Source organism: Streptomyces sp. NPDC052040, assembly GCF_044548405.1.
Classification (GTDB): domain Bacteria; phylum Actinomycetota; class Actinomycetes; order Streptomycetales; family Streptomycetaceae; genus Streptomyces.
On the sequence record NZ_JBIUBV010000004.1, the window covers coordinates 165,991 to 190,420 of the forward strand.

22 protein-coding genes and 6 tRNA genes are annotated in these 24,430 nt (G+C 73.6%); 9 read left to right on the forward strand and 19 right to left on the reverse strand.

Features of this window, described 5'->3' with window-relative positions; genetic code table 11:
- Nucleotides 1–27 precede the first annotated feature (27 nt).
- The 3 genes from ACIHAA_RS11465 to ACIHAA_RS11475 form a co-directional block, all read right to left on the reverse strand.
- Nucleotides 28–474 (reverse strand): SRPBCC family protein, encoded by a 447-nt coding sequence (locus ACIHAA_RS11465; RefSeq protein WP_399815704.1) that lies wholly within the window; start codon nucleotides 472–474, stop codon nucleotides 28–30.
- A gap of 428 nt (nucleotides 475–902) precedes the next feature.
- Nucleotides 903–974: transfer RNA gene (locus ACIHAA_RS11470), tRNA-Val, on the reverse strand.
- A 55-nt stretch (nucleotides 975–1,029) separates the two neighbouring features.
- Nucleotides 1,030–1,467, reverse strand: a complete 438-nt coding sequence (locus tag ACIHAA_RS11475; protein WP_399815706.1) for a TIGR02611 family protein — start codon at nucleotides 1,465–1,467, stop codon at nucleotides 1,030–1,032.
- Nucleotides 1,468–1,658: 191 nt separating this feature from the next.
- On the opposite strand from ACIHAA_RS11475, the gene ACIHAA_RS11480 reads away from it, so the two are divergent.
- Together ACIHAA_RS11480 and ACIHAA_RS11485 are read left to right on the forward strand one after the other, a co-directional pair.
- On the forward strand, nucleotides 1,659–2,072 hold the full coding sequence (locus tag ACIHAA_RS11480) for an SsgA family sporulation/cell division regulator (RefSeq protein WP_003959770.1): 414 nt from the start codon (nucleotides 1,659–1,661) through the stop codon (nucleotides 2,070–2,072).
- A 297-nt stretch (nucleotides 2,073–2,369) separates the two neighbouring features.
- Entirely contained in the window at nucleotides 2,370–2,927 is a 558-nt protein-coding gene (locus ACIHAA_RS11485; RefSeq protein WP_399815707.1) for a CGNR zinc finger domain-containing protein, read from the forward strand.
- A gap of 263 nt (nucleotides 2,928–3,190) precedes the next feature.
- Here ACIHAA_RS11485 and ACIHAA_RS11490 read toward each other — a convergent pair whose 3' ends face one another.
- Both ACIHAA_RS11490 and ACIHAA_RS11495 read right to left on the reverse strand, forming a co-directional pair.
- Nucleotides 3,191–3,343, reverse strand: coding sequence for a hypothetical protein (locus ACIHAA_RS11490; RefSeq protein WP_234517237.1), 153 nt, complete (start codon nucleotides 3,341–3,343; stop codon nucleotides 3,191–3,193).
- A 216-nt stretch (nucleotides 3,344–3,559) separates the two neighbouring features.
- The gene (locus ACIHAA_RS11495; RefSeq protein WP_399815709.1) at nucleotides 3,560–3,988 is read right to left on the reverse strand and encodes a hypothetical protein; all 429 of its coding nucleotides are present in this window, start codon (nucleotides 3,986–3,988) and stop codon (nucleotides 3,560–3,562) included.
- Between the two features lie 161 nt (nucleotides 3,989–4,149).
- Between ACIHAA_RS11495 and ACIHAA_RS11500 the strand changes: the two genes are divergently transcribed.
- Nucleotides 4,150–4,671 carry a DsbA family protein gene (locus tag ACIHAA_RS11500; RefSeq protein WP_399815711.1) on the forward strand — a complete coding sequence of 174 codons (522 nt, stop codon included), beginning with the start codon at nucleotides 4,150–4,152 and terminating at the stop codon, nucleotides 4,669–4,671.
- 82 nt (nucleotides 4,672–4,753) lie between these two features.
- Here ACIHAA_RS11500 and ACIHAA_RS11505 read toward each other — a convergent pair whose 3' ends face one another.
- From ACIHAA_RS11505 to ACIHAA_RS11515, 3 genes are all read right to left on the reverse strand, one after another.
- The gene (locus ACIHAA_RS11505) at nucleotides 4,754–5,578 is read right to left on the reverse strand and encodes a GNAT family N-acetyltransferase (RefSeq protein ID WP_399815713.1); all 825 of its coding nucleotides are present in this window, start codon (nucleotides 5,576–5,578) and stop codon (nucleotides 4,754–4,756) included.
- A 43-nt stretch (nucleotides 5,579–5,621) separates the two neighbouring features.
- Nucleotides 5,622–6,443 (reverse strand): aminotransferase class IV, encoded by an 822-nt coding sequence (locus ACIHAA_RS11510; RefSeq protein WP_399815714.1) that lies wholly within the window; start codon nucleotides 6,441–6,443, stop codon nucleotides 5,622–5,624.
- Between the two features lie 133 nt (nucleotides 6,444–6,576).
- Nucleotides 6,577–7,623, reverse strand: a complete 1,047-nt coding sequence (locus ACIHAA_RS11515; RefSeq protein ID WP_399815716.1) for a chorismate-binding protein — start codon at nucleotides 7,621–7,623, stop codon at nucleotides 6,577–6,579.
- Nucleotides 7,624–7,800: 177 nt separating this feature from the next.
- Between ACIHAA_RS11515 and ACIHAA_RS11520 the strand changes: the two genes are divergently transcribed.
- From ACIHAA_RS11520 to ACIHAA_RS11540, 5 genes are all read left to right on the forward strand, one after another.
- Nucleotides 7,801–7,873: transfer RNA gene (locus tag ACIHAA_RS11520), tRNA-Gly, on the forward strand.
- Between the two features lie 39 nt (nucleotides 7,874–7,912).
- Nucleotides 7,913–7,986, forward strand: a tRNA-Cys gene (locus tag ACIHAA_RS11525).
- Between the two features lies 1 nt (nucleotide 7,987).
- Nucleotides 7,988–8,059 (forward strand) — tRNA-Val (locus ACIHAA_RS11530).
- Nucleotides 8,060–8,087: 28 nt separating this feature from the next.
- Nucleotides 8,088–8,159, forward strand: a tRNA-Val gene (locus ACIHAA_RS11535).
- Between the two features lie 40 nt (nucleotides 8,160–8,199).
- Nucleotides 8,200–8,271, forward strand: a tRNA-Val gene (locus ACIHAA_RS11540).
- Between the two features lie 45 nt (nucleotides 8,272–8,316).
- Here the strand turns inward: ACIHAA_RS11540 and ACIHAA_RS11545 are convergent.
- The 3 genes from ACIHAA_RS11545 to ACIHAA_RS11555 form a co-directional block, all read right to left on the reverse strand.
- Nucleotides 8,317–8,613 (reverse strand): zf-TFIIB domain-containing protein, encoded by a 297-nt coding sequence (locus ACIHAA_RS11545; RefSeq protein ID WP_399815717.1) that lies wholly within the window; start codon nucleotides 8,611–8,613, stop codon nucleotides 8,317–8,319.
- A 74-nt stretch (nucleotides 8,614–8,687) separates the two neighbouring features.
- Entirely contained in the window at nucleotides 8,688–9,626 is a 939-nt protein-coding gene (locus ACIHAA_RS11550; protein ID WP_399815719.1) for a phosphotransferase family protein, read from the reverse strand.
- A gap of 219 nt (nucleotides 9,627–9,845) precedes the next feature.
- On the reverse strand, nucleotides 9,846–10,052 hold the full coding sequence (locus ACIHAA_RS11555; protein ID WP_399815721.1) for a hypothetical protein: 207 nt from the start codon (nucleotides 10,050–10,052) through the stop codon (nucleotides 9,846–9,848).
- Between the two features lie 604 nt (nucleotides 10,053–10,656).
- Here ACIHAA_RS11555 and ACIHAA_RS11560 point away from each other — a divergent pair.
- Entirely contained in the window at nucleotides 10,657–11,973 is a 1,317-nt protein-coding gene (locus tag ACIHAA_RS11560) for a serine/threonine-protein kinase (RefSeq protein ID WP_399816126.1), read from the forward strand.
- 108 nt (nucleotides 11,974–12,081) lie between these two features.
- Here the strand turns inward: ACIHAA_RS11560 and ACIHAA_RS11565 are convergent, their stop codons facing one another.
- The 8 genes from ACIHAA_RS11565 to ACIHAA_RS11600 form a co-directional block, all read right to left on the reverse strand.
- Nucleotides 12,082–12,900 (reverse strand): TrmH family RNA methyltransferase, encoded by an 819-nt coding sequence (locus tag ACIHAA_RS11565; protein WP_399815722.1) that lies wholly within the window; start codon nucleotides 12,898–12,900, stop codon nucleotides 12,082–12,084.
- Nucleotides 12,901–13,071: 171 nt separating this feature from the next.
- Entirely contained in the window at nucleotides 13,072–14,304 is a 1,233-nt protein-coding gene (cobA, locus tag ACIHAA_RS11570; protein ID WP_399815724.1) for a uroporphyrinogen-III C-methyltransferase, read from the reverse strand.
- Nucleotides 14,305–14,793: 489 nt separating this feature from the next.
- Nucleotides 14,794–18,975 (reverse strand): nicotinate-nucleotide--dimethylbenzimidazole phosphoribosyltransferase, encoded by a 4,182-nt coding sequence (cobT, locus tag ACIHAA_RS11575; protein WP_399815726.1) that lies wholly within the window; start codon nucleotides 18,973–18,975, stop codon nucleotides 14,794–14,796.
- Nucleotides 18,976–19,319: 344 nt separating this feature from the next.
- Nucleotides 19,320–20,531: a precorrin-6y C5,15-methyltransferase (decarboxylating) subunit CbiE gene (gene cbiE / locus ACIHAA_RS11580; protein WP_399815727.1), complete on the reverse strand. Its 1,212-nt coding sequence runs from the start codon at nucleotides 20,529–20,531 to the stop codon at nucleotides 19,320–19,322.
- Between the two features lie 132 nt (nucleotides 20,532–20,663).
- On the reverse strand, nucleotides 20,664–21,302 hold the full coding sequence (locus ACIHAA_RS11585; RefSeq protein ID WP_399815729.1) for a GNAT family N-acetyltransferase: 639 nt from the start codon (nucleotides 21,300–21,302) through the stop codon (nucleotides 20,664–20,666).
- Between the two features lie 163 nt (nucleotides 21,303–21,465).
- The gene (locus tag ACIHAA_RS11590; protein WP_399815731.1) at nucleotides 21,466–22,296 is read right to left on the reverse strand and encodes a MetQ/NlpA family ABC transporter substrate-binding protein; all 831 of its coding nucleotides are present in this window, start codon (nucleotides 22,294–22,296) and stop codon (nucleotides 21,466–21,468) included.
- Nucleotides 22,297–22,390: 94 nt separating this feature from the next.
- Nucleotides 22,391–23,128 carry a methionine ABC transporter permease gene (locus ACIHAA_RS11595; protein WP_399815732.1) on the reverse strand — a complete coding sequence of 246 codons (738 nt, stop codon included), beginning with the start codon at nucleotides 23,126–23,128 and terminating at the stop codon, nucleotides 22,391–22,393.
- Complete coding sequence (locus tag ACIHAA_RS11600) at nucleotides 23,125–24,168, reverse strand: methionine ABC transporter ATP-binding protein (RefSeq protein ID WP_399815734.1); 1,044 nt, start codon at nucleotides 24,166–24,168, stop codon at nucleotides 23,125–23,127. Before ACIHAA_RS11600 ends, ACIHAA_RS11595 begins: the two co-directional genes overlap by 4 nt.
- Between the last annotated feature and the right edge of the window lie 262 nt (nucleotides 24,169–24,430).

Consider the following 24,430-nt stretch of genomic DNA (forward strand, 5'->3'; position numbering starts at 1 on the left):
AACAATACAGGTCCCGGGCGGGTTCGTTCAAACCGCCCGGAGGTGGGCGCCCAGCCCCCGCCTCCCCGAGCGCATCATCAGCCGGTGGTTCGCCCGGAAGACGGGCCGCCCGGGCAGGGCCCAGCGCCTGAGCAGCGGCTTGGTGACCTCGACCTCCTGGTCGTAGCGGACGAGGGTGCCGGTGGCGGTCGCGGTGACCGTCCAGCGGGCCCGGCCCCGGAGGTCGCCGGAGAGTTCGGCCTCCAGGATCCCGGCCGCGGGGTCGCGCCGCACCTGACGCAGGGTGAAGGCGAGGTCGTAGGGCAGCAGTGAGCGGGCACGGACGATGCCGGTGGTGTCGTCGAGCCGGATCACCTCCCGCACCTGGGGCCACCATCTCGGGTACTCCTCGGGGCGGTCCAGGACCGCGTAGACCGCGGCGGGCGGCGCGGGGAGGGTCCAGAGGCTGCGGAAGCGGTAGTGGTTGCGGTCCATGGGGCGAGTGTGCCCGAGACCGGCCGCCCCGGCATCCGCGGGCGGACCCTCGTTCCGTGTGCCGTACGGCTGCCGTCCGTCCGTCACATGTCCTGCGTCCGCGGGGAGTTGAGTGATACGGAAGGGCTTTGGCAGCCCCGCCTTTCGGAAGAAATCCGGGAGTGGTCGGGATTGACCGCCGGGGATTTCATCGGGCTCCCGGGTCTGCTCGCATCAATGGGCCCTGAAATCCCGGAAGTCGGGCCCCCGGGTGTTCCCCGCGCGATTCGGATCACGCCCGTCCGGGTGCGGCGGCGGCACCGGCTTCGGTGAATCGGTTCAGGAAAGCGATTGCCGGTAAAGGGATGCGGAGGCTCCGCGGAGGCGGGCATACGACGAGGGCGGCGACCGCTCGCATGATCTGCGAGCTGCCGCCGCCCTCGGTGCTGTGGGCGATACTGGGATCGAACCAGTGACCTCTTCGGTGTGAACGAAGCGCTCTCCCGCTGAGCTAATCGCCCGGGCGCAGGGAGAACATTACCCCATGTCAGGGGCTGCCTCCGACCAGCTGCGCGCTCACTCCTGCCGGACGCTCCACGGCATCACCAGGCCGAACTTCCACAGGTAGACCCCGGCGAGGGCCGCGGTGATCACCACTCCGGCCGTGGTCAGGGCGATGTTCCGGCGGCGCACCCGGGGGTCGAGCGCACGCTGGGCCGCCTCGGTCACCTTCCGTTTCGTCCAGCGCAGCACGAGCTGGGCCCAGACGAACTCCGTCGCCCAGAGCGCCATGCCCGCGAAGATCACCAGCCAGCCGGGGCCGGGCAGCGGCAGCATGACCACGCCCGCGGCGACCACCGCGAGACCGGCCAGGAAGACGCCCGCCTGCCAGCTCAGGTGGAGGGCCCGCCGCTTCCGCACGAACGCGGGCGCCCGGGAGCCGAGGGCGCGCTCGGTCTCCGGTCGTTTCCCGGACACGGCGATCCGACTCCGTTCGTCACTCCCCGTATTCATACGACCAAACCCTACCCGAGAGAAATCCGTCACCGGAATGGACGTACCCGCCGAAGAACGTCTCGGCCGGATGAGCTACGTAAAGACACGCAAAACACTCAGAGGGGTTTACAACGGCACCGTAGGTGGCATGTCGATTTCGCCGACGTGCGAATCCCCGAGCGCACACTGAGCGAAAGGCCCTGGCGCTTATGAACACCACGGTCAGCTGCGAGCTGCACCTGCGCCTCGTTGTGTCGAGCGAGTCCTCACTGCCAGTACCCGCAGGACTGCGGTATGACACGGCCGATCCCTACGCCGTGCACGCCACCTTCCACACCGGAGCCGAGGAGACCGTCGAGTGGGTGTTCGCCCGCGACCTCCTGGCGGAGGGCCTGCACCGGCCCACCGGGACCGGAGACGTCCGCGTCTGGCCGTCCCGCAGTCACGGCCAGGGCGTCGTATGCATCGCCCTGAGCTCCCCTGAGGGCGAGGCCCTGCTCGAGGCCCCGGCGCGGGCCCTGGAGTCGTTCCTGAAGCGAACGGACGCAGCCGTTCCGCCAGGCACGGAGCACCGCCATTTCGATCTCGACACCGAGCTCTCCCACATCCTGGCCGAGAGCTAGCGCATGACCCCGTAGTCGCCCGGCGCCGTCCACTCGGGGAGACGGACCGGGCGGGGACAACCGCATACGGCACACCCGGGCGCCGTCACCGCGAGCCCTCGCGGGGGCGGCGCCCGGGCGCGTGCACACAGGGTGAGGGAGCGACCGCGCGCCGTGGTGCCGCGGTCCGGCCGGGCGCCTCGGGGAGCCCGGCGGACCGGGCGGCCGGGTCGGCGGCCGCCCCCGGGCGGCGCCGAGCCGCTAGGCTCGTCCGGCATCGGCGGGCGTCCGCCCGACCCCCAGGCCAGGGAGCGACACGTGCTGATCACCCATGACACCCGCTGCGCGCTCGACCTCGTGGTGGATCTGGTGAACACCGCACCCGAGGGCGACGGGGCCGACGGGCTCCCGGACGCCGCCGCCCTCGACCGTTTCGCGCGCGAGCACGACCTCAGCGACATCGGCCTGCTGTCGGACCTGGACCTCGCGGCGGTGCGCCGGATCCGCGGGCGGCTCGCCACGGTCTTCTCCGCGCCCGACGCCGGGACCGCGGCCCTGCTGATCAACGACCTGGTGGCTGCCGCGGGCACGACGCCCCAGCTCACCGACCACGACGGCTACGACTGGCATGTCCACTACTTCGCGCCGGGCGCCTCGGTGGCCGACCACATCGCGGCGGACTGCGGGATGGCGCTGGCCTTCTTCGTGGTCGCCGGGGAGCAGGAGCGGCTGCGGCACTGCGAGGCGCCCGACTGCCGCCGGGCCTTCGTGGACCTGTCCCGCAACCGCTCTCGCCGCTACTGCGACAGCCGCACCTGCGGAAACCGCCTGCATGTGGCGGCGTACCGGGCGCGGCGCAAGGAGGCGGCGGGCTGAGCCCCGGGGCCGGGGCCCGGCAGCGGGGACCGGCGTCCGCGGTCGGCCCTCGGCACGGTGCCCTGCGGCGCGTCCGTGCGGTCGGCCGGAAGGCTCCGGTGGAAGGACGGCGTCCTGCGGGCGGGGTCCGGACGACGGCGGGGGAATCCCCGAATCCGCTACTCTCCGTGAGTATCGGCGTGGCCGGAGCGGACCGGAAACGGCATGTCCGCGGCGGGCTGACGGAGCCCTCAGCGGGTGGCGCCAGGGGCTCCGCATACGGCTCAGAGCATCAGCAGGTCGTGCAGTGATGCCATGAGCAGCAGGCAGCCGATCACCGCAAGGAAGATCATCAGCGGTGGCTGGGAAAGCGCGAAGAGACAGCCCCGGCGCTCCTCGGGAGGAACACCGGTGCCGCTCTGGGTTCTGTCCAGCATCTCGCGGCGATGATGGCGCAGGTCAGGCATGCTCCGCGGTCAACACGCCCGCAATGTCAGGGAGTTCGCCGATTTCTGCGATACCGGGACCGAAGTTGATCTCGGTGTGGTGTCTCGTGATCGTCGGGCGCCCACCCTCCGATCGTTCCCCGTGCGGTCGCCCGGCCGCGGTCCTTGTGTCGTTTCAATCCGTCACAGGCCGTGCTTCTCAATCCGTCACAGGCCGTGCTTCTTGAGAATGGCCTCGATGTCGCTGTAGTCCTCCGAGGCGTTGCCCTTGCGCGAGCCGCTCGCGGGCCGGGCGCCCTTTCCGAGGGCCGGGTCGGCGGAGGTCGGGGCGACCGCCTCGCGCCGGGCGCCCCGGCGGACCCTGCGTTCCTCCTGGCCGCCGCCGCGGCGCTCCACGGCCCGGGTCCCGAGGAACAGCAGGCAGGCGACGCCGAGGACGCCGAAGCCCGCCCAGGCAACCGGGCTGAACACCGAGTGGGCCACCCAGCCGATGACTCCGGTCATGACCAGCCCGACGGGCACGAGCGCATAGGCGGCGATCCGGGCGGCCGCGAGGAAGCGCTTGCGGTAGGCCGTGACGACCGCGACGCCCAGGCCGGCCACGGACACGGCGGTACACACTGTCTGGGCAATCATCCGGTCCTCCTGGCCTGCTCGGTCGGCGAGGTGTTTCGCCCCTTCCATCCTGCACCGCACCGCCTCACCCCTGCCACGTCCCGGCCGGACCTCAGGGTCATCTCCGGGTCGGCTCCTCCCCAGGGGGCGAGGGCGTCTCCACCCCTGGGAGACTGGTGGCCATGAGCGACTCCTCCCCCGTATCCGCCTCCGCGCCCGTCCTCGACGTCTGGTGCGAACTCCAGTGCCCCGACTGCCACGGTGCCCTCGACGACATCCGAGCCCTGCGGGCCCGCTACGGCGACCGGCTGGAGCTCCGGCTGCGGCACTTCCCGCTGGAGAAGCACCGGCACGCCTTCGCCGCCGCGCAGGCCGCCGAGGAGGCGATGGCACAAGGGCAGGGCTGGGCCTACGTGGAGGCGGTGCTCGGCCGGGTGGCGGAGCTGGACCGCAAGGGTGAGCCGTTCCTGGTCGAGACGGCACGCGAACTCGGCCTGGACGCCGAGGAGTTCGACACCGCGCTGATCGACGGACGGCACATCCTGATCGTCGACGCCGACCAGGCCGAGGGCAAGGCGATCGGTGTCACCGGCACCCCGACGTATGTCATCGGCGGTGAGCGGCTGGACGGCGGCAAGAGCCAGGAGGGGCTGCGCGAGCGGATCGAGGAGATCGCGGACCGGCTGCTGGCCGAGCGGGCGTGAGCCCGCCGCCCGCCCGCCGCCCCGGCCTCGGATCAGTCCCTCGCCCCGGATCAGCCCCTCGCCTTGGATCAGCTCCTTCGCCTCAGATCAGCTCCTTGAACAGGTGCTGCGCGGTCGTCACATAGCCGAGTGCGGTGTAGAGGCGTTCGGCCGGGACGTTGTCCGCGAAGACATGGAGCCCGATCCGGTCCCGTCCCGCCTCGGCGGCCTGCGCCTCCGCCAGCGCCATCAGCGTCCGCCCGTGGCCCCGGCGCCGGTGCTCCGGACGGACGTCGACGCCGAGGACGAAGGCGGTCTCGGGCCACAGCCCGAGCCACAGGGTGCCGACCGGGTCGTCGTCCTGCTCCAGCACGCTGATGGCGGTGTTCGAGGTCGCCAGGCCGTCCGGCAGCAGACGGGCGTGGGACCGGTCCGCCTTGGTGCGGGCCTGTCCCTCCGGCACCCCCCGCCCGACCAGGTCGCGGACGAAGCCCTCCCGGTCGCGGGCGGCCCAGGGGCCGTACTCCGCCTCGGTCATGGGCCGCACGGCGCCGCCCGCGGGCAGCCGGGGCGGTCCGGGGTCGGGGCGCTTGGCCATCTGCCGGCTGCGCGGGACGTACCCGACGGCGGTGGCGAGCCGGAGGGCCGCCCCGGCGTCCTGGTCCACCGTCACCTCGATCCGCGTGCAGCCCCAGCCCCGCGCCACCTCCTCGGCGGCGAGCGCGGCCACGGTGCCCCGGCCCCGCCCGCGGTCCGGCTCCTCGATGCGCAGCTCCTCCAGGCGGGCCACGGCGGCCCCGTACTCGGGGTGCGTGGACAGCCGCAGCGCGCCCACCGGGCGGCCGTTCACACACACCAGGTAGCGCCGTGAACGCGTTCCGTCCGCATGCTCTCGAAGCGGCTCGTCCGGCCGCAGGGTCGTCGTCATCGGGTTTGTTCTACCCACTGCCGGGCCCCGGGTCAGCCGGATGTCAGGGGTCGAGGTCGTCCCCGGACCGCTCGGCGAAGATCTGCATGGCCTTGGCGGTCACCGGGCCGGGTGCGCCGGGCAGTTCGCGGCCGTCCACCCGGTGCACGGCCTGGACGTCGCGCAGGGTGGAGGTGAGGAAGACCTCGTCCGCCCGCTCCAGCACGTCGAGCGGCAGATCGGTCTCCCGGGCCCCGGCCCACTCGACGGTCAGCGCCCGGGTGATGCCCGCGAGGCAGCCGGAGGCGAGCGGCGGGGTGTGGATCTCGCCGTCGAGGACGACGAAGACGTTCGAGCCGGTGCCCTCGCAGAGCCGGCCCACGGTGTTGGCGAACAGCGCCTCGGACGCGCCCTGTTCGGCGGCGCGGGCGAGGGCGACGACGTTCTCGGCGTAGGAGGTGGTCTTGAGGCCGGTCAGCGCCCCGCGTTCGTTGCGGGTCCACGGCACGGTGATCGTGGCGGTGGAGTCGGGTCGCCTGGTGGTCCCGCCGACCGCGACCACCAGGGTCGGGCCCCGGTCTCCGCGGTCGGAGCCGAGCGGGCCGTGGCCGCCGGTGTAGGTGATGCGCAGGCGCCCGAGGGGCATCGGGTTGGCCTCCAGGACGGCGGCGCAGGCGCGGCGGACCTCGTCGAGGTCGGGGTCGGGAAGGCCCAGGCCTCGTGCCGAGCGGGTGAGCCGGTCGAGGTGGCGGGTCAGCGCGAAGGGCCTGCCGCCGGTGGCCTTGACGGTCTCGAAGATGCCGTCGCCGACGGTCAGTCCGTGGTCGAAGACGGAGACGCGGGCGGCGTCGGTGTCGTGCAGCCCGCCGTCGAGCCAGAGCTTCACTGGTGTACCTCGCAGAGTGGTGGCGGAAGCGTCCTGTGACGCGGGAGGGGGCGGGGGCCGGGGGTCCGGCCGGTGGCCGCCGCACCGCGCGCACGGGCGCCCTCCCCCGGGTGGGCGCGGCACGGGAGGCGGCTCATGCCGCTCCTGTGTCCTGGTGCTCCCCCGACGCTATCGCGAGCAGCCTGGCGGCCTTGAGTTCGGTCTCCCGCCACTCCCCCTCGGGGTCGGATCCCCAGGTGATGCCCGCGCCCGCACCGAAGCGCAGCACGGGGGCGTCCCCGGCGGTCCGGTCGATCCAGAAGGTGCGGATGCCGACGGCCAGCTGTCCCACGCCCCGGTCCGCGTCGACCCAGCCGATGCCGCCGCAGTAGGGGCCGCGGGGGGCGGTCTCCAGGGCGTCGATGATCCGCATCGAACTGGACTTGGGGGCGCCGGTGATCGACCCGGCGGGGAAGGCGGCGGCGAGGAGCTGCGGCCAGCCCGCGTCCGGCCGCAGCTCGCCGCGGACGGTGGACACCAGATGGACCAGGCCGGGGTGCTTCTCGACGGCGCACAGATCGGGCACGATCACACTGCCCGTGGTGCAGACGCGTCCGAGGTCGTTGCGCACCAGGTCCACGATCATCACGTTCTCGGCGTAGTCCTTGTTCAGGAGCTCCGCCTCGGTCCGCGCGGTGCCCTTGATGGGGCCGGACGCGACGGAGCGGCCCTCGCGGCGCAGGAAGAGCTCCGGGGAGGCGGTGGCCGTCTCCACTCCGTGGTCCGGCAGCCGGATGGTGCCCGCGTACGGCGCCGGATTGCCCCGGGCCAGAACGGACGTCAGGGCGTCCACATCGGCGTCGGGCGCGATCGGCGCGGAGAGTATGCGGCAGAGGTTGACCTGGTAGACCTCCCCGGCCGCGATGTGCTCGCGGATCCGGCGGACACCGGCCGTGTACGCGGCGCGGTCGAGGGAGGACGTCCAGTCACCGGCCGCCGGGCCGCGCCACGCCCCGGGCCGGGGCGCGGGCACCGGCTCCTCCCGTACGTCGGCGAAGCGGGCGCAGGTCAGGCGCCCCTCGTAGTCCGCGCACACGGCCCAGAACCCCGAGGAGTCGAGGGCGGCGGGGTCGCTGGTGACATCGAGGAGACCGGTGGCGACACGGTCGCCGAAACGCGCGAGAGGAGCGAGGTCGGACACACAGCCGAGTCTAGGGCGGGTGTCCCCGGGGCGGCCTGCGGATGTCCTGAAGGGGGCCTGACCATGTCCGCGACCGGGCGCACCGCAGCACGCTGCGCAAACGCGTTTTTGTACTGGCCCGGGAATCCGCTAGAGTTCAACACGTCGCCGGGACGCGCAAGCGGTCCGAAACGACAGGCGGACGTAGCTCAGTTGGTAGAGCGCAACCTTGCCAAGGTTGAGGTCGCGAGTTCGAGCCTCGTCGTCCGCTCGTAGGAAACAGGGGATCTTCCCGAACCCCTGCACTCCTGGTGGAGTGGCCGAGAGGCGAGGCAACGGCCTGCAAAGCCGTCTACACGGGTTCAAATCCCGTCTCCACCTCCAAGGACGATTAGCTCAGCGGGAGAGCGCTTCCCTGACACGGAAGAGGTCACTGGTTCAATCCCAGTATCGTCCACTGGACCCCGGCAGCGGGTGTCCCACCAGCGCGATTAGCTCAGCGGGAGAGCGCTTCCCTGACACGGAAGAGGTCACTGGTTCAATCCCAGTATCGCGCACGCACCACCCCGGTCGGCTCTTCGGAGCGGTCCGGCCCGAGGACGATTAGCTCAGCGGGAGAGCGCTTCCCTGACACGGAAGAGGTCACTGGTTCAATCCCAGTATCGTCCACACACCGAAGCCCCCGGCCCTGCGGCCGGGGGCTTCTTCGTGGTCTCAGCTGGAGAACAGCATGTGGCCGAAGCTCTTGTGGCGGTGGTGACCGCCGTGCCCGTGGCCGCCGTGTCCCCCGTGGTGACCGCCGTGCGGGGCACCCCAGGCCGGAGCCGCGGGGTAGCCGCCGGGGGCGGCCGGGGGCGGCGGGGCGGGCTGCATCCACTGGGACTCCACGCGGGTCAGTGCCTCCAGCTCCCCGTAGTCGAGGAAGATGCCCCGGCAACCGCTGCACTGCTCGATCTGGACGCCATTGCGGTTGTACGTGTGCATCGGTGCATGGCACTTCGGACACTGCATGGTCTGCTCAACTCCTCGTACTTCGGTGGTGCTTCGCCAGTTAGGGACTCGGTAAAAGGCCGGTCGGTTGCAGCCTACTGGGCGTATTCCGACGCCAATTCGGGTGGAACCGGCCCCATCCGGACACATGCGTCGACGACCGCCTGCTCCACCTCGTCCAAGGGGCGCCCCGCGGCGACGGACTTGGCGACGGCCAGGGCCGCGGTCTGCACGGTGAGGGCGCGGGCGGGGAGGTCGAGGGCGGGCCAGGGATCACCGGCGGCCGGGACGGCGGGGCCGCCCGCCTCGCGGTACGCAGCGAGAAAGCGGGACCACTCCTCGGGCGGCAGCAGCCCGCAGGCGTACCAGGCGGCGGGGCGCGCCAGGTCCCAGGCCGGGTCGCCCGTCCCGAGGTCGTCGACGTCGATGAGGAGCCAGGGGCCGGTGCCCGCGGGGTGGCGCACCAGCTGGCCGAGGTGGAGATCGCCGTGGCAGAGGGTGCCCCCGGGCGGCGCGGGCGCCTCGCCGCGGGCCCAGGCCGGGAGGGCGGACCAGGCGCGCAGTACGGGTCCGGCGGCGGGGTGCGGGCCGACCGCGCCAAGGCGCCGGACGGCGCGGGCGGCCTTGGCGGGGCCGCGCATCGGCGGCAGTCCGGCGGGAGCGGGGGCCCGGTGCAGCCGGGCGAGGAGGGTGGCGGCCGCCTCCCAGGGGGCGGCCGCGGGGTCGTCGGGGTCGACCGGGGCGCCGTGGGGCCAGAGGGTCACAAGACGGCCGAGGACCGTGTCGGGGGCGGGCCGGAGCGGGGCGAGCAGGATGTCCGGGAGCCGGGTGGCGGTGGTGAGGCGGAGGCCGAGTCCGGCGGGGTCGGTGCCGGGTGTGTGGGCCTTGGCGACGGTGCCGCCGTGGCGGACCACGGCGGCGTCGTCGTCGCGCTCGGCGAGGACGGCGCCCGCGGGTGCGCAGCGGCAGTCCCCGCCGTTCGGATGCGCCGCGGCGCGCGCCGTCGCGGTCAGCGCGGGCAGGAGTGCGTTCACGGGTCCTCGGGGGTGCGGGCGGCAGTGGGGGGAGCGTACGGGCTGCGGCGGCCCGGGCGGAAACGGCGGAGGAGCGACGGAGGGACGACGGAAAAAGACAACGCCCGCGCAGCTCCCCAGCTGCGCGGGCGTTTGTGCCGTCCGGCGCACCCCCGTCCCCACGGGGTTTCATGGGTGGATGTCCCCGCCCGGACCGCTCTTCCGGGCCCGGGGCGCCGCTCAGCGCCCCAGCATCACTCCCACGGACGACGCTTGTGTGGCCACTGCCTCCCAGCCGCCGAAGGCGTACACGAGCAGGGCCGCCAGGGGAAGGACCATCGCGGTCGCCACCAGCGGGTGGCGACGGCCTGTGCGGCGGGTGCCGAAGGCTGTGTACGCCCGGCGTCCCCGTGTGCGGACCAGCGTCCGCGGTGCCGTGTGGGCCATGGTCCCTCTCCTGACCGTGGTTCTGTTGTCCTGGCGGCGGCGGGCTTCTGACCTCGGGGGACGAGTGCTCCACCCGCCGCTCGATCTCCAATCTAGGCTCCGGGCGGACGCCGGGCGTCATGCCTTCGTATCGATTGACGGGCCTCCCGGAGGATGAGCGGTGAACTGCGGTGTACTCCCCTGGGTGGAGAGAGGGACCTAGGACTCAGGGTCTTCCCCGAGGGGGAGGCCCGGCGCCCCCTCCGCGGCACGCCGTCCCCGGGGCGCACGCCGGGTGACTTCGCTCACGTCCGCGCCTCCCGCGCACGCCGGGGCCCCTGTCCGGTGATCCGCACCGCGGGTCACCGCGGTGTCGCAGCGCGTCCAGCGGCCGCCACCGGCGGCCGTCCCGGCGCGCTCACCCCCGGCGAGGCCAACCCCCTTGCGCCGATGGCGGGTTGGGATCACAGCAGACGGGATGTCACCCTCACCGCCGCTCTTCTGACCCCTCTTCAAGTTCGCTGCTCCGCACGGACAATCGACCGGGCCGAGAGGGCGCGGCCTCTGCGCGGACCCGGCCGCGGAAACGTAAGCTGTGGCTCGTCAGACGGACCGGGCAGCGGGGATGGACATGGCGATGATGCGCCTCAGGCGTGAGGACCCGCGTGTCGTCGGCTCGTACAGACTTCACCGGCGGCTCGGCGCGGGCGGGATGGGCGTCGTCTATCTGGGCTCGGACAAGCGGGGCCAGCGGGTCGCGCTCAAGGTCATCCGGCCGGACCTGGCGGAGGACCAGGAGTTCCGCTCCCGGTTCGCACGTGAGGTCTCGGCTGCGCGGCGGATCCGCGGGGGGTGCACGGCGCGCCTGGTGGCCGCCGACCTCGACGCGGACCGCCCCTGGTTCGCCACCCAGTACGTGCCCGGCCCCTCGCTGCACGACAAGGTCGCCGAGGAGGGGCCCCTGTCGACCGCCGACGCGGCCGCCGTGGGTGCCGCCCTGTCGGAGGGCCTGGTGGCGGTGCACGAGGCCGGGGTCGTCCACCGGGATCTCAAGCCGTCCAACATCCTGCTGTCCCCGAAGGGGCCGCGGATCATCGACTTCGGCATCGCCTGGGCGACCGGCGCCTCCACGCTCACCCATGTGGGCACCGCCGTCGGATCGCCCGGCTTCCTCGCGCCCGAACAGGTGCGCGGGGCCGCGGTGACACCGGCCACGGACGTGTTCGCGCTGGGTGCCACGCTGGCGTACGCCGCCACCGGCGACTCGCCCTTCGGGCACGGCAGTTCCGAGGTGATGCTCTACCGCGTGGTGCACGAGGAGCCCCAGCTGCACGGGGTGCCGGACGCCCTCGCCCCGCTGGTCCGCGCCTGTCTGGCGAAGGACCCCGAGGAACGGCCCAGCACGCTTCAACTCTCCCTCCGCCTCAAGGAGATCGCGGCCCGGGAGGCGCAGGGGCTGACCGAGGCGAGGCCCTCAGCGCAGCGCGGCGAGCCGGACCGGCCCACCGGGCGGCTGGCGGAGCAGTACGCCGAGCAGCGCACCGTACGGCGTTCGCAGGGGCCGGGCACTCCCCCGCCCCGCAGCAACGGCTCCCGCCCCGGGGTGCGCCCGACGCCCGCCCAGCGCCATACGACCCGCTCCGGCGGCCGTACCGCGCCGCGCAGCGGGACCGGGCGCCCGGCGCCCCGCCCCACCGGCACCGGCCTCCGCCCGGCCAACCCCCGGCTGCTGCGGCAGCGGCTGTTCGTGTTCGTGGTGGTGACCCTGCTGGTGGCACTCGGCATCGCGGCCGCCCAGGGCTGCCAGGGCCCGGCGCGCGGACTGGGTGACGGGGGCGCACGCCAGGGCGTACGGGCGGAAGGGTCCTACGCTCCCCCGCCCGGGTCCTCACCGGCGGAACCGGGCGGCGCGGGCCGGGCGGGGGCCGGTACCGCTCGCTGAGGGCTTCCGCCCGGATCGGATCGGATCGTGCCGGCCTGATTCGAACGGGAGGCCCCAGGGCCTGTCCGGCGCCTTGGCGAGGGCCAGACGGGAATTGTCTGACAGGCCCTAGACCTCCGGGCGGCCGGTGGCCACCGCGTAGAAGGCGACCGCGGCGGCCGCGCCCACATTGAGCGAGTCCACTCCGTGGGCCATCGGGATGCGGACCCATTCGTCGGCGGCGACCAGCGCCTGGGTGGACAGGCCGTCGCCCTCGGCCCCGAGCATCAGCGCGACCCGCTCCATCCGGTGCGGTGCCGCCTCGTCGAGCGTCTTCGCCTTGCCGTCTGGGGTGAGTGCCAGCAGGGTGAAGCCCGCGCCGCGGACCGCGTCCAGGTCCCGCGGCCAGCTGTCGAGGCGGGCGTAGGGCACCGAGAAGACCGCGCCCATGGAGACCTTGACGCTGCGGCGGTAGAGGGGGTCGGCGCAGTCCGGCGAGAGCAGCACCGCGTCCATGCCGAGGGCGGCGGCGGAGCGGAAGATGGCGCCGATGTTGGTGTGGTCGTTCACCGACTCCATGACCACCACGCGGCGGGCGGTGGCCAGCAGTTCGTCCGCGGTCGGCAGCGGCTTGCGCTGCATGGAGGCGAGGGCACCGCGGTGCACGTGGTAGCCGGTGACCTGCTCGGCCAGTGCGGGGGTGACCGCGTAGACCGGGGCCGGGATCTCGTCGATGACGTCCCGCATGACGTCGACCCACTTCGCCGAGAGCAGCATGGAGCGCATCTCGTAGCCCGCCTGCTTGGCGCGTCTGATCACCTTCTCGCCCTCGGCGATGAACAGGCCCTCGGCGGGTTCGCGCTTGCGGCGCAGCTCCACGTCGGTCAGGCCCGTGTAGTCACGAAGACGCGGGTCGGTGGGGTCCTCGACGGTGATGAGATCGGCCACAGGGTGATACTGCCTTCTCCTGGGGGCGGTGCCAACGGCTGGAACGGGCCGGGTTACCGCGGGTTACGAACGGCTGGAACGGGTCGGTGCGGGAGGGGTCGCCCACTGGGGGGGCATGCCGCTGAGTACGAGTGCGGGTGCGGGTGCGGTGACGCGTCTGGGCGGGGGGGGTCATGCGCCGGGGTGCGGGCCCGCTGTCACCACCGGGCCGATGACGATCACGGCCGGTGGCCGGACCTCCTCGGCGCGCACGGCCACGGCGACGGTGGCGAGGGTGGCGTCGACCCGGCGCTGGGCGGCCGTGGTGCCCTCCTGGACCAGCGCGACGGGCGTGTCCGGCGCCTTGCCGTGGGCCATCAGCGTATCGGCGATCTGCCCGATCTTGTCGATCCCCATGAGGATCACCAGGGTGCCCCGCAGCCCGGCCAGGGACGGCCAGTCGACCAGCGAGCGGTCGTCGTCAGGGGCGACGTGCCCGCTGACCACGGTGAACTCGTGTGCGACACCGCGGTGGGTGACGGGGATGCCGGCCGCGCCCGGCACCGAGATCGAGCTGGAGATGCCCGGCACCACGGTGCAGGTGATACCGGCCTCGGCAAGCGCCTGCACCTCCTCCATGCCGCGGCCGAAGACAAAGGGGTCCCCGCCCTTGAGCCGGACCACCGACTTGCCCTGCCGGGCGTGCTCGATCAGCGCGTTGTTGATGGCCTCCTGGGCCATGAAGCGGCCGTAGGGGATCTTGGCGGCGTCGATCACCTCGACATGCGGGGGCAGTTCGGCGAGCAGGCCCCGGGGGCCGAGGCGGTCCGCGATGACCACGTCGGCCTCCGCGAGCAGGCGCCGCCCGCGGACCGTGATGAGGTCCGGGTCGCCGGGGCCGCCGCCGACCAGCGCGACCCCGGGGCTGCGGGTGCGGAAGTGCGGGGCGACGAGGGTGCCGTCGCGCAGGCCCTTGACCACGGCGTCCCGTACGGCCGCGGTGTGCCGGGGATCGCGGCCCTTGGCCTCGGTGGTGAGCACGGCGACCGTGACGCCCTCGCTGTTGCCCGTCGCCGGGGTCCAGGCGGTGGCCGCGTCGGCGTTGTCGGAGCGTACGCACCACACCCGGCCGCGCTCCGCCTCGGCGGAGGCCGCCGTATTGGCCTCGGGGTCGCTGGTCGCGACGAGGGCGTACCAGGCGTCGGCGAGATCCCCTTCCCGGTACGGGCGCCGGTGCCAGGTGATCTCGCCCGCGTCCGCCATGGCCTCTACGGAGGGGGTCGCCTCGGGGGACACCAGATGGATGTCCGCCCCGGCCGCGATCAGGGCCGGAAGGCGGCGCTGGGCGACCTGCCCGCCGCCGAGGACGACCACACGGCGGCCGGACAGGCGAAGCCCTACGGGGTACGGGGGATGTTCGGCCATGGAGGTGCGGCTCCTCGTCGGGGCGGCGCTGACGGGGCCCCACCACACGGCAGCAGCCCTGACGTGCGATTTTACGCCCGCCTGGAGCAGGGGGGACCGGGCGGGGGCGGTAGCGCCCGGAGGGGGCATCGGGGGGCCGGGGGGTGAGGGTCGCTGGGGCGCCCGTCGTAGGGGCGGGGGCGGCCGGTCGTTCGTGCGGGGGGGCGCGGGCGGTCCGTCCTACGGACGAGGGCGGCCGGTCGTTCGTGCGGGGGGGGCGCGGGCGGTCCGTCGTACGGGCGCCGCGGATCCCGTCGTGCGGGGGCGGCCGGTCCGTCCTACGGGCGCCGCGGATCCCGCCGTGCGGGGGCGGCCGGTCCGTCCTACGGGCGCCGCGGATCCCGCCGTGCGGGGGCGGGCGGTCCGTCCTACGGGCGCCGCGGATCCCGGGGGCTGTGCTGGCGCGTCCCCGGTGACCGTGAGCGGGCACCGGGGGCGGCCTTGGAGCCGTTACTTCTCGGTCACTCCGGCCGAGTCGAACGTCGCCACCTCGTGCATCGCCCGCGCGGCGCTCTGCACCAGGGGCAGGGCGAGGAGCGCGCCGGTACCCTCGCCGAGCCGCAGGTCGAGGTCGACCAGGGGGCGCAGCCCGAGCTTGTTGAGGGCGGCCACATGGCCCGGCTCGGCGCTGCGGTGGCCGGCGATGCAGGCCGCGAGCACCTCGGGGGCGATCGCACGGGCCACCAGGGCGGCGGCGCCCGCGCTAACACCATCGAGGATCACCGGGGTACGCAGGGAGGCGCCGCCGAGCAGCAGGCCCACCATCGCCGCGTGTTCAAGGCCGCCGATGGCCGCGAGGACACCGATCGGGTCGGCCGGGTCCGGCTGGTGCAGCTCGATCGCCCGGCGCACGACCTCCGTCTTGCGGGCCAGTGTCTCGTCGTTGATGCCGGTGCCCCGGCCCGTCACCTCGGAGGGGTCGGTGCCGGTGAAGACCGAGATCAGGGCGGCGGAGGCGGTGGTGTTCCCGATGCCCATCTCGCCGGTGAGCAGCGCCTTGTTGCCGGCCGCCACCAGGTCGCGGGCGGTCTCGATGCCGACCTCGATCGCGAGCTTGACCTCCTCGCGGGTGAGCGCGGGGCCGGTGGTCATGTCCGCCGTGCCCGCGCGGACCTTGCGCGGCAGCAGGCCCGGCGTGGCCGGGAGGTCGGCCGCCACGCCCACGTCGACGACGCAGACCTCGGCGCCCACCTGGTTGGCGAAGGCGTTGCAGACCGCGCCGCCGCCGAGGAAGTTGGCCACCATCTGGCCCGTCACCTCCTGGGGCCAGGGGGTGACGCCCTGGGCGTGCACACCGTGGTCGCCCGCGAAGATCGCGACGGCCGCGGGCTCCGGGATCGGCGGCGGGCACTGCCGGGACAGCCCGGAGAGCTGCGCGGAGATGATCTCCAGCATGCCGAGCGCGCCCGCGGGCTTGGTCATGCGCTTCTGCCGCTCCCACGCCTCGCCCAGCGCCTTGGCGTCCAGGGGGCGGATGCCCGCGACGGTCTCGGCGAGCAGGTCGTGCGGGTCCTCGCCGGGCAGGGCGCGACGGCCGTACGTCTCCTCGTGGACGACCCAGGACAGCGGGCGGCGCTTGGACCAGCCCGCCTGCATCAGCTCGGGCTCCTCCGGGAATTCGTCGACGTAGCCGACGCAGAGGTAGGCCACGGCCTCCAGATGCTCGGGCAGGCCGAGGGCGCGGACCATCTCGCGCTCGTCGAAGAAGCTGACCCAGCCGACGCCGAGTCCTTCCGCGCGGGCCGCGAGCCACAGGTTCTCCACGGCGAGCGCGGAGGAGTAGGGCGCCATCTGCGGCTGGGTGTGACGGCCGAGGGTGTGGCGGCCGCCCCGGGTCGGGTCGGCGGTGACCACGATGTTCACCGGGGTGTCGAGGATGGCCTCGATCTTCAGTTCCTTGAACTGCTTCGCCCGGCCCTTGGGCAGCGACTTGGCGTAGGCCTCGCGCTGGCGCTGGGCCAGTTCGTGCATGGTGCGGCGGGTCTCGGCGGAGCGGATCACCACGAAGTCCCACGGCTGGGAGTGCCCGACGGAGGGCGCCGTGTGGGCGGCCTCCAGCACCCGCAGCAGTACGTCGTGGGGGATCGGGTCGCTGCGGAAGCCGTTGCGGATGTCGCGGCGCTCGCGCATCACACGCAGGACGGCCTCCCGCTCGGTGTCGTCGTATCCGGGCGCCGCCGGGCCGCTGAACTCGATGGCGTCCTCCACCGCGGCCGTGCTCTCCTCCTGGTCGGCGGCCCGGGTGTCCAGGTCCTCCGCCTGCTGTGCGACCACGGGCTCCGGGTCCGCGGGGTGCTGCACCGGAGCGGGCGACTCGCCCTCCCGGGGCGCGGGCACCACGGCGACGGGCTCCACGGCCGTCGGCGCGTCGAACGCCGCCCCCTCGGGCCCGGTCTCGGCCGGGGCCGGGGTCTCGGGCGCCTGCTGCTGCTCGGGCAGCGGCGGCACGTCGAGTCCGTGCGGCGGGGTGGGCAACAGGTGCGCACCCGCGGGCACGGTGCCCTCGACCGGCACGAACCGGCCGTACGCGTGGTCCGCGTCCGGCTCGCCCTGCGCGGAGTACTCCACGGGGGTGCGGTCGTCGGCCGTCGCGGGCTCACCGGCCCCTGCGGTCACCGCGGCCGGTACGGCCCGGACGGGCTCGGCGGCGGCCTGGGCGGCCTCCTCCGCGGTGGGCCCGGGGATCGGGGCCGCGCCGTCCAGCGCCGGGACGGCGTCCTCGGCCGTCTGCTCGGCCGGTGCGGTGTGCCCGGTCTCCTCCGGCACCTCCGGGAGGGGGTCCGGTGCGCCGGGGGCGGCCTGGGCCGGTTCCTGGGCCACGTCCTGGGACTGAGCCGGGTCCTCCGGGTGCGGGGCCTGGGCGGCCGCGGCCGCTTCCGGGGTGTGCGCGGCGGGGTCCTCGGCACCGGGGGCCATGGCGGCCTGGGCCTCGGGTGCCTGCGGGGGCATGCCCGGCTGGGCCGCCTCGTCCGTCGGCTGGGGCACGGCCGGCACGGCCGGTGCGGCCGGTACGTCTGATGCGGCCGGTGCGTCCGGCGCTGCGGGGAAGGGGACGGCCGCCGGGGGCTGCGCCTCCGCGGCGGCGTCCGGTGCCTGGGCGTCCGGCGCCTGGGCCTCCGGCGCGGTCATGTCTCCCGGTGCGTTCACGGCCTGGGCTTCGGGGGCGGCGGCCCCTGGTGCGTCCGGGGCGTGGGCCTCGGGAGCGGTGGCCCCGGGCGCGTCCGGGGCAGGGGCCTCGGGAGCGGTGGCCGCCGGTGCGTCCGGGGACGAGATCTCTGGGGCAACCGGGGACTCCGGGGCAACCGGAGCTTCCGGTACGTCCGCGACGGCCGCCTCCGCGGCAGCCTCGGAGGCGGCCGTGGGAGCGGCCGCGGGGTGCGGTGCCCCCGGCGCATGGGCCTCGGCCTCGGCCGCGGGTACGGCTTCCTGGGCGGGCTGTTCCGGTGCCGGTACGGCGTCATGGGCGGCGGGCACGGCCGCGGCGGGCTCCGCCTCGGGGAAGACGACGGTCTCGGCGGGGGCCTCGGGCGTGGCCGGGTGCGGCACGGTCCCCGGGGCGGCGGGGGCGGCCTCCGGGGCGGGCGAAGCCACCGGATGCGGCACGGCCTCCGGGGCGGGCGCGGCCCCCTCGGCCGGGAAACCGGCCGTCATGGAGCCGTCGCCGTCAGCCAGAGAGCCCTCGGCCGGAGAGCCCTCGGCCGGAGAGTCAGCCGCGGAACCGTCGACCGGAGCGCCTCCCACCGTCGGACCGGAGCCGGGGCCGGAGTCGGGACCGGGGCCGGAGTCGGGACCGGGAGCACCCTGGCCCGCGTCCGGCAGGTGTGGCGGGACCGCCGACGGGTCCTGCCCTTCCGGGGGCAGGCCCGGCGCGGCCTGGGCGAGGCTCTGTCCGTCCTGCGGGAGGGCCGTGGCGGTGTCCGGCGCGGGGGCGGCCGCGGCGGGGAAGGCCTCGGGACCCCCGGGGGCCGTAGGCATCTCGAACTGCCCCGAACCGGCCGGGGTCCCGGGTACGGCCCCCGGAACGTGGGGAGCGTGCTCGGGGGCGGGCGCGGCGGGGTCCCCGGCCGTCGCCGGGTCGGGCGCCGCTGCCGGAACGACCGTTTCTGCGGTCCCGCCCGGGGTGCCCGGCTGCGGGGGGGCGCCCCACGGCACCGCGCCCTGCGGGGTGTTGTCCGTGAGGGAGGACATGTCGAGGTACTCGGGGCCGGTCGTCGGCGGCCCCGAGGGGCGCAGCGGCGCGTCCGCCGGGCCGCGGTCGGAGAGCGAGCGCACCGGGCTCACGGTGGCACCCGGGGTGGGCGGGCCCAGGTGCAGCGGGCGGCGGGGCGTCGCCGACGGCGGCACGGGCGCCGGGGGCGGTGTCCGGACCGCGCCGACGTCGATGGAGCCGCTGTCCCGGCCGGAGGTCTCGTGCGGGCCGGGCTCGTGGGGGTAGGGCGCGGGGGCGTGCTGGGGCATCTCCGTGCCCCAGGCACCCTGCTGGCCGGGCATCAGGAGCAGGTCGTCGTCTTCGGCGACACTGTCGGAGGGGTCGAGGTAGGTGTACGCGCCCGGCGCGAGGACGCCCGGCTGATCCACCATGCCTGCGCTCTCCGGCAGCCCCTCGCCCGGGACCTGGCCGGTGTCGGTCATGCGTACCCCTCGCCCATCGGTTAGTGCTTCTACGACCAGCTCGCCCGGAACGGCGCGCCGACCGCCCGCAGTGAAGAACGAGCGTGCATGCCCAGCGGCACGAACGACCCGCCAACAAAGACGACAAAGCCATGGAATGGCATTGTCGCGGCCCGCCCGCCGTCGCGGGGCCCTGATCCACGACGCCTCGTTGTGGACTGCGCCACGTTGCGCGCCCTCCGGTCCTGCCGTACCACACCGCCCTCAAAAGAGTGATGGTTTCCGGACATTGACGGACGTCGTCCTGGATTACCCAAGTGCGGTACAACAGTCGGCCAGCCTACCGCGCCGGTACGACAACCGGATCACGGGGAGCGGTCGGCCAAACGGCCGCTGAGCAGGAATGCGACACTCCGCTCCTTCTCCGTCCAGGCCCGTGTGTCGAGGTGCACGGACTGGAGAAGAGCGCACTCGACCTCGTAGCCGTGCTCCGACAGATCCCGGCCGACACGCTCGGCGGTGTCGCGGGTGGCGGCGTGCGCGACGATGCGCTGCGGGCGCCGGTCGGCGACCGCGGAGACCACCTCCGCTCCCCCGCCTCCGACGCGTACGACATCGGGCTCGGGGAGGTTCTCCAGGATGTGCGGGGCGACGCCGTGCACGATCTGGAGCTGTACGCCGAAGCGGCGGGCGGCGGCCATGGTGCGGCCGCAGGCGTCGGGGTCCCGGTCGACGGCGAGGACGGCGGCTCCGCAGCGGGCGGCCTCCACGGCGAACGCCCCGCTGCCGCTGCCGATGTCCCAGACGAGGTCGCCCACCCGCGGTCCGAGGCGGGCGAGTTGGGCCGAGCGCAGCAGATCCGTCTCGCCCTCGCCGAGCCCGCCGCCGTAGGCCTCGGCGGGCAGCGCCCAGCCGCGCGGTGCCGTGCCCGGGTCGCGGCCTGCGATCCAGCCGCTGTCGTCGGCCGCGGTCACCGGTCCCCCGATGACGATCACGACGTTGGGGTCGCGCCAGGCGTGGTCGGCGGCCTTGTCGGAGGTGACGACGGTGACCTGTTCGCGGTCGGTGCCGAGTTCCTCGCAGATGACGAAGGTGCGGTGGACCCCTTCGAGGAGCAGTCCGAGTTCGGCGGGCCCGGCGCCCGGGGAGGTGAGGACGGCGACCTTGGCGTGGGCCCGGCAGACGTTCACCGCGCGGCGCAGGGTCCTGCGGTGGGCGACGACCACCTGGGCGTCGTCCCAGGGCATTCCGGCGCGGGCGAAGGCGGTGGCCACCGAGGAGACTGCGGGGACGACCTCGACCTCCAGGCCGTAGTCGGGGACGCGCAGGGTGCGCACCACGCCGAAGAAGCCCGGGTCGCCGTCGGCGAGGACGACGGCGGTGCCGCGATGGGCGGCGATGCGGCGGGCGGCGAGGGCGAGACTGCCGAGGCGGATGCGCTCGGCCGACCGCGGTACCTCGGGGAGCGCGAGGTGGTGGGCCGCGCCTGCGACGAGCGTGGCGGCCGCGAGGGCGGAGCGCGCCGCAGCGGTCAGTGGCGAACCGTCCCAGCCGATCACCGTGACCCGGTCGGCCATCGTCGTCAGTCTCCCAGCAGGTCTACGCGGGTCGTCAGGGGCTTGCCCATACGTCGGGCTCCGTGAGACTACCCCGTCGGTCCGACTCCGCCCGCCCGGGGGCCCGGCCCGCGGGGGCGGCGGGCTCCCGGGTCAGCGCCACTTCGGGTACGACGTGTAGCCGCCGCTGTCGGCCAGCTCCTCACCGACCCCGTCCAGGTCCTCCGGCAGCAGGCTCCAGACGATGAAGTCGGTCCGTATGTCGGTCCAGGCGCCGTCCTCCGTGCGGAGGCGGGCTATGCAGGCGTTGCGCAGGACGCCCTCGCTGATGCAGCCGATCTTCTGGGCGACCTGCTGGGCGGCGGTGTTGTCGGCCGCCGTGCGCAGTTCGATCCGCTCGAACCGCTGGTCCCCGAAGAGCCAGTGGGCGGTGGCGAGGGCCGCCTCGCAGGCGTAGCCCTCGCCGCGGGCCCAGGGGGCGACGGTGTACGACAGCTCGGTGGACCGCACCCGCCAGTTGGTCCGGCCGAGCCGGATGACGCCGACCAGCCGCTGGGTGAGGAACTCGGTGACGGCGAGGTCCAGCCCGTGGCCGGTGCGGCGCCGGGCGGGGGCGTCGCGGGCGGCCCAGGTGTGGGCGGCCTGCTCGGTGAAGGGGTGGGGCGCCTCGGTCCAGGCGACGACCAGCTCGTCGTTCATCATCTCGGCCAGCGCCGGGGCGTCGTCCTCGTCGAGAGGGCGCAGTACCAACCGCTCCGTGCTGATGGAGACGTTGGGAAAGGTGCTCGTCATGCGCCGCTCCGTAACCTTCGGAAGCCGTCAGGGCCTTGCTGAACTGCCCAGCATGCAGCATGAATGCACCGCTCCGCACCACGGGGTCCACACCCGGTGAGGGTGTGGACCCCGTGCGTGGCGGACCCGGGGGGCGTGGTGCGCCGGGCCGGTGCGGGACGGATCAGAAGGAGGCGACGACCGACCCCTGGTACTTGTCCTCGATGAACTTCTTCACCTCGGGCGAGGTGAGGAGCTTCGCGAGCTTCTTGACCCGCGGGTCGTTCTCGTTGCCCTTCTTGACCGCGAGGAAGTTGCCGTAGGGGTTGTTCTTCGGGGACTCCAGGACGAGGGCGTCCTTGGCGGGCTTGAGTCCGGCGGGGATGGCGTAGTTGCCGTTGACCACCGCGGCGTCCACGTCGTCCAGGGAACGCGGGGTCTGGGCCGCCTCGACCTCCTTGAACTTCAGGCCCTTGGGGTTCTTGGCGATGTCCTGCGGGGTCGCCTCGGTGCCGGCGCCGTCCTTGAGGGTGATGAGCCCCTTGGAGGCGAGCAGCTTCAGGGCGCGTGCCTCGTTGACGGCGTCGTTGGGGACGGCGATGGTCGCGCCGCTCTTCAGGGCGTCGGTGCTCTTGACCTTGTGGGAGTACAGGCCCAGCGGTTCGAGGTGGACCGTGACGACGGGCACGATGTTGGTGCCGCGCTTCTTGTTGAAGTCGTCCAGGTACGGCTGGTTCTGGAAGTAGTTGGCTCCCACGGAGCCGTCCTCGGTGGCCGTGTTCGGCGTGATGTAGTCGGTGAACTCCTTGACCTGGAGGTCCAGGCCCGCCTTCTTCGCGAGGTGGTCCTTCACGAAGTTGAGGATCTCGGCGTGCGGGGTCGGGCTCGCGGCGACGACCAGCGGGCCGCTGAAGTCGGAGGCGGAGGAGCTCTTGCCGGAGCCGCAGGCGCCGAGCCCGAGGGTGAGGGCTCCGGCGGCGAGGACAGCGGTGGTGATCTTGGCGGTGTTACGCACGAAAAGTGCCTTTCCTGAATGGGTGGTGCGACCCCGTCTTGGGTGGGCGGGGAGTCGGTGGGGTGCCGGACGGACCGGCGGGGCCCTGCGGCGGTCAGGCGGCCTTGCTCACCTCGGCCGACGCGGGCTTCTTCGCCTTGAGCAGCCGCAGCCTCGGCAGCGGTCCTGAGCGGGCGCCGCGGTGGTGCAGGGAGCGGGCGGCGAAGTCGCCGGCGAACTGGATGAGGGAGATGACCACGGCGAGGATCGCCACGGTGATCCACATCATCTGGGTCTCGAAGCGCTGGTAGCCGTAGCGGATGGCGATGTCGCCGAGGCCGCCCGCGCCGACCGTGCCCGCCATCGCGGAGTAGCCGATGAGGGCCACGACCGTGGTGGTGGCGGAGGAGATCAGCGACGGCAGGGCCTCCGGCACCAGGACCTTGCGTACGACGGTCCAGGTGTTGCCGCCCATCGCCTGTACGGCCTCCACGAGTCCGCCGTCCACCTCGCGGACAGCCGTCTCGACCAGGCGGGCGAAGAAGGGGATGGCGCCGATGGCGAGCGGGACGATGGCCGCCTCACGGTCGATGGTCGTCCCGGTGACCCAGCGGGTGAAGCCCATGAGGGCGACCATCAGGATGATGAAGGGCATCGAGCGGGCGATGTTCACGATCTGCCCGATGACCTTGTTGGCGACGACGTTCTGGAGCAGGCCGCCCCGGTCGGTGAGGACCAGCAGGATGCCGAGCGGGAGTCCGCCGGCGACGGCGATGAGCGTGGACCAGCCGACCATGTAGAGGGTGTCCCAACAGGCCTGCGTCAGCAGCGGCTGCATTTCCGACCAGGTCACTTGGCACCCTCCGGGACGAGCGCGGACTCCTCGGCGGCCAGACCGAGGACGTCGATCTGAAGGCCCTTCTCGCGCAGGAAGCCGATGGGCACCACGTTGTCCTCGTAGCGGCCGGGCAGTTCGATGCGCATCCGGCCGACCTGCTTGCCGCCGACGGTGTCCATCGCGGCACCGAGGATCGAGATGTCGATGTTGTAGGTGCGTGCGAGCTGGGAGATGACGGGCTGGGTGGCGGCGTCCCCGTGGAAGGTGACGTCCACGACCGTGCGGTCGTCGCCGGACGCGGCGCCGCTGACCGGGAAGAGGGCGGCGGCCAGTTCGGAGCCGGGGGTGGCGAGCAGTTCGCTGACGGTGCCGGACTCGACGATGCGGCCCTTCTCCATCAGGGCGGCCGAGTCGCAGATGCTTTTCACGACGTCCATCTCGTGGGTGATGAGCAGAACGGTGAGACCCAGCTGCCGGTTCAGGTCGCGCAGCAGCTGGAGGATGGAGCGGGTGGTCTCCGGGTCGAGCGCGCTGGTGGCCTCGTCGGAGAGCAGCACCTTGGGGTCTCCGGCGAGGGCGCGGGCGATGCCGACGCGCTGCTTCTGGCCGCCGGAGAGCTGGGCCGGGTAGGCCCCGGCCTTGTCGGCGAGGCCGACCAGGTCGAGCAGGTCCAGCGCCTTGCGGGAACGTTCCTTCCCGGAGACGCCGAGGATCTCCAGCGGCAGCTCGACATTGTCCTGGACCGTCCGCGAGGACAGCAGGTTGAAGTGCTGGAAGACCATGCCGATCCGGCTGCGCGCCTGGCGGAGTTCCCGTCCGGCGCGCGGACCGCGGCCGGTGAGGGCGGTGAGGTCCTGGCCGGCCACGGTGACCGTGCCGGCCGTGGGGCGCTCCAGGAGGTTGACGCAGCGGATGAGCGAGGACTTTCCGGCGCCGGACTGGCCGATGACGCCGTACACCTCGCCTTCGCGTACGTGCAGATCGACGCCGTCGAGGGCGGTCACCTCGCGGCCGCGCGAGCGGTAGACCTTGCTAAGGCCCGATGTGGTGATCACTGGGGTTTCCGTCACTGTCGAGTGCCAGGGCGCGGGTGTGCGCCGGACACGGGTGCGTGCTGGGAACGCGGCACGGTTCTCGCGATCGCGAGCGAACCGGGGGAGAACATGTGCGCGGTGGGGATCCCCCCGCGCCGCGACGGCGAGGGGGCGGCTCCGGCGTGTACGACTCGGGCGTACGGACGGGGCGCGGTGCTCTCGCTTCGGGGCGCGAGGCTGGGGGTGGTGCGGGGGCCCTCTAGAAGGCGCACATTCGACACAT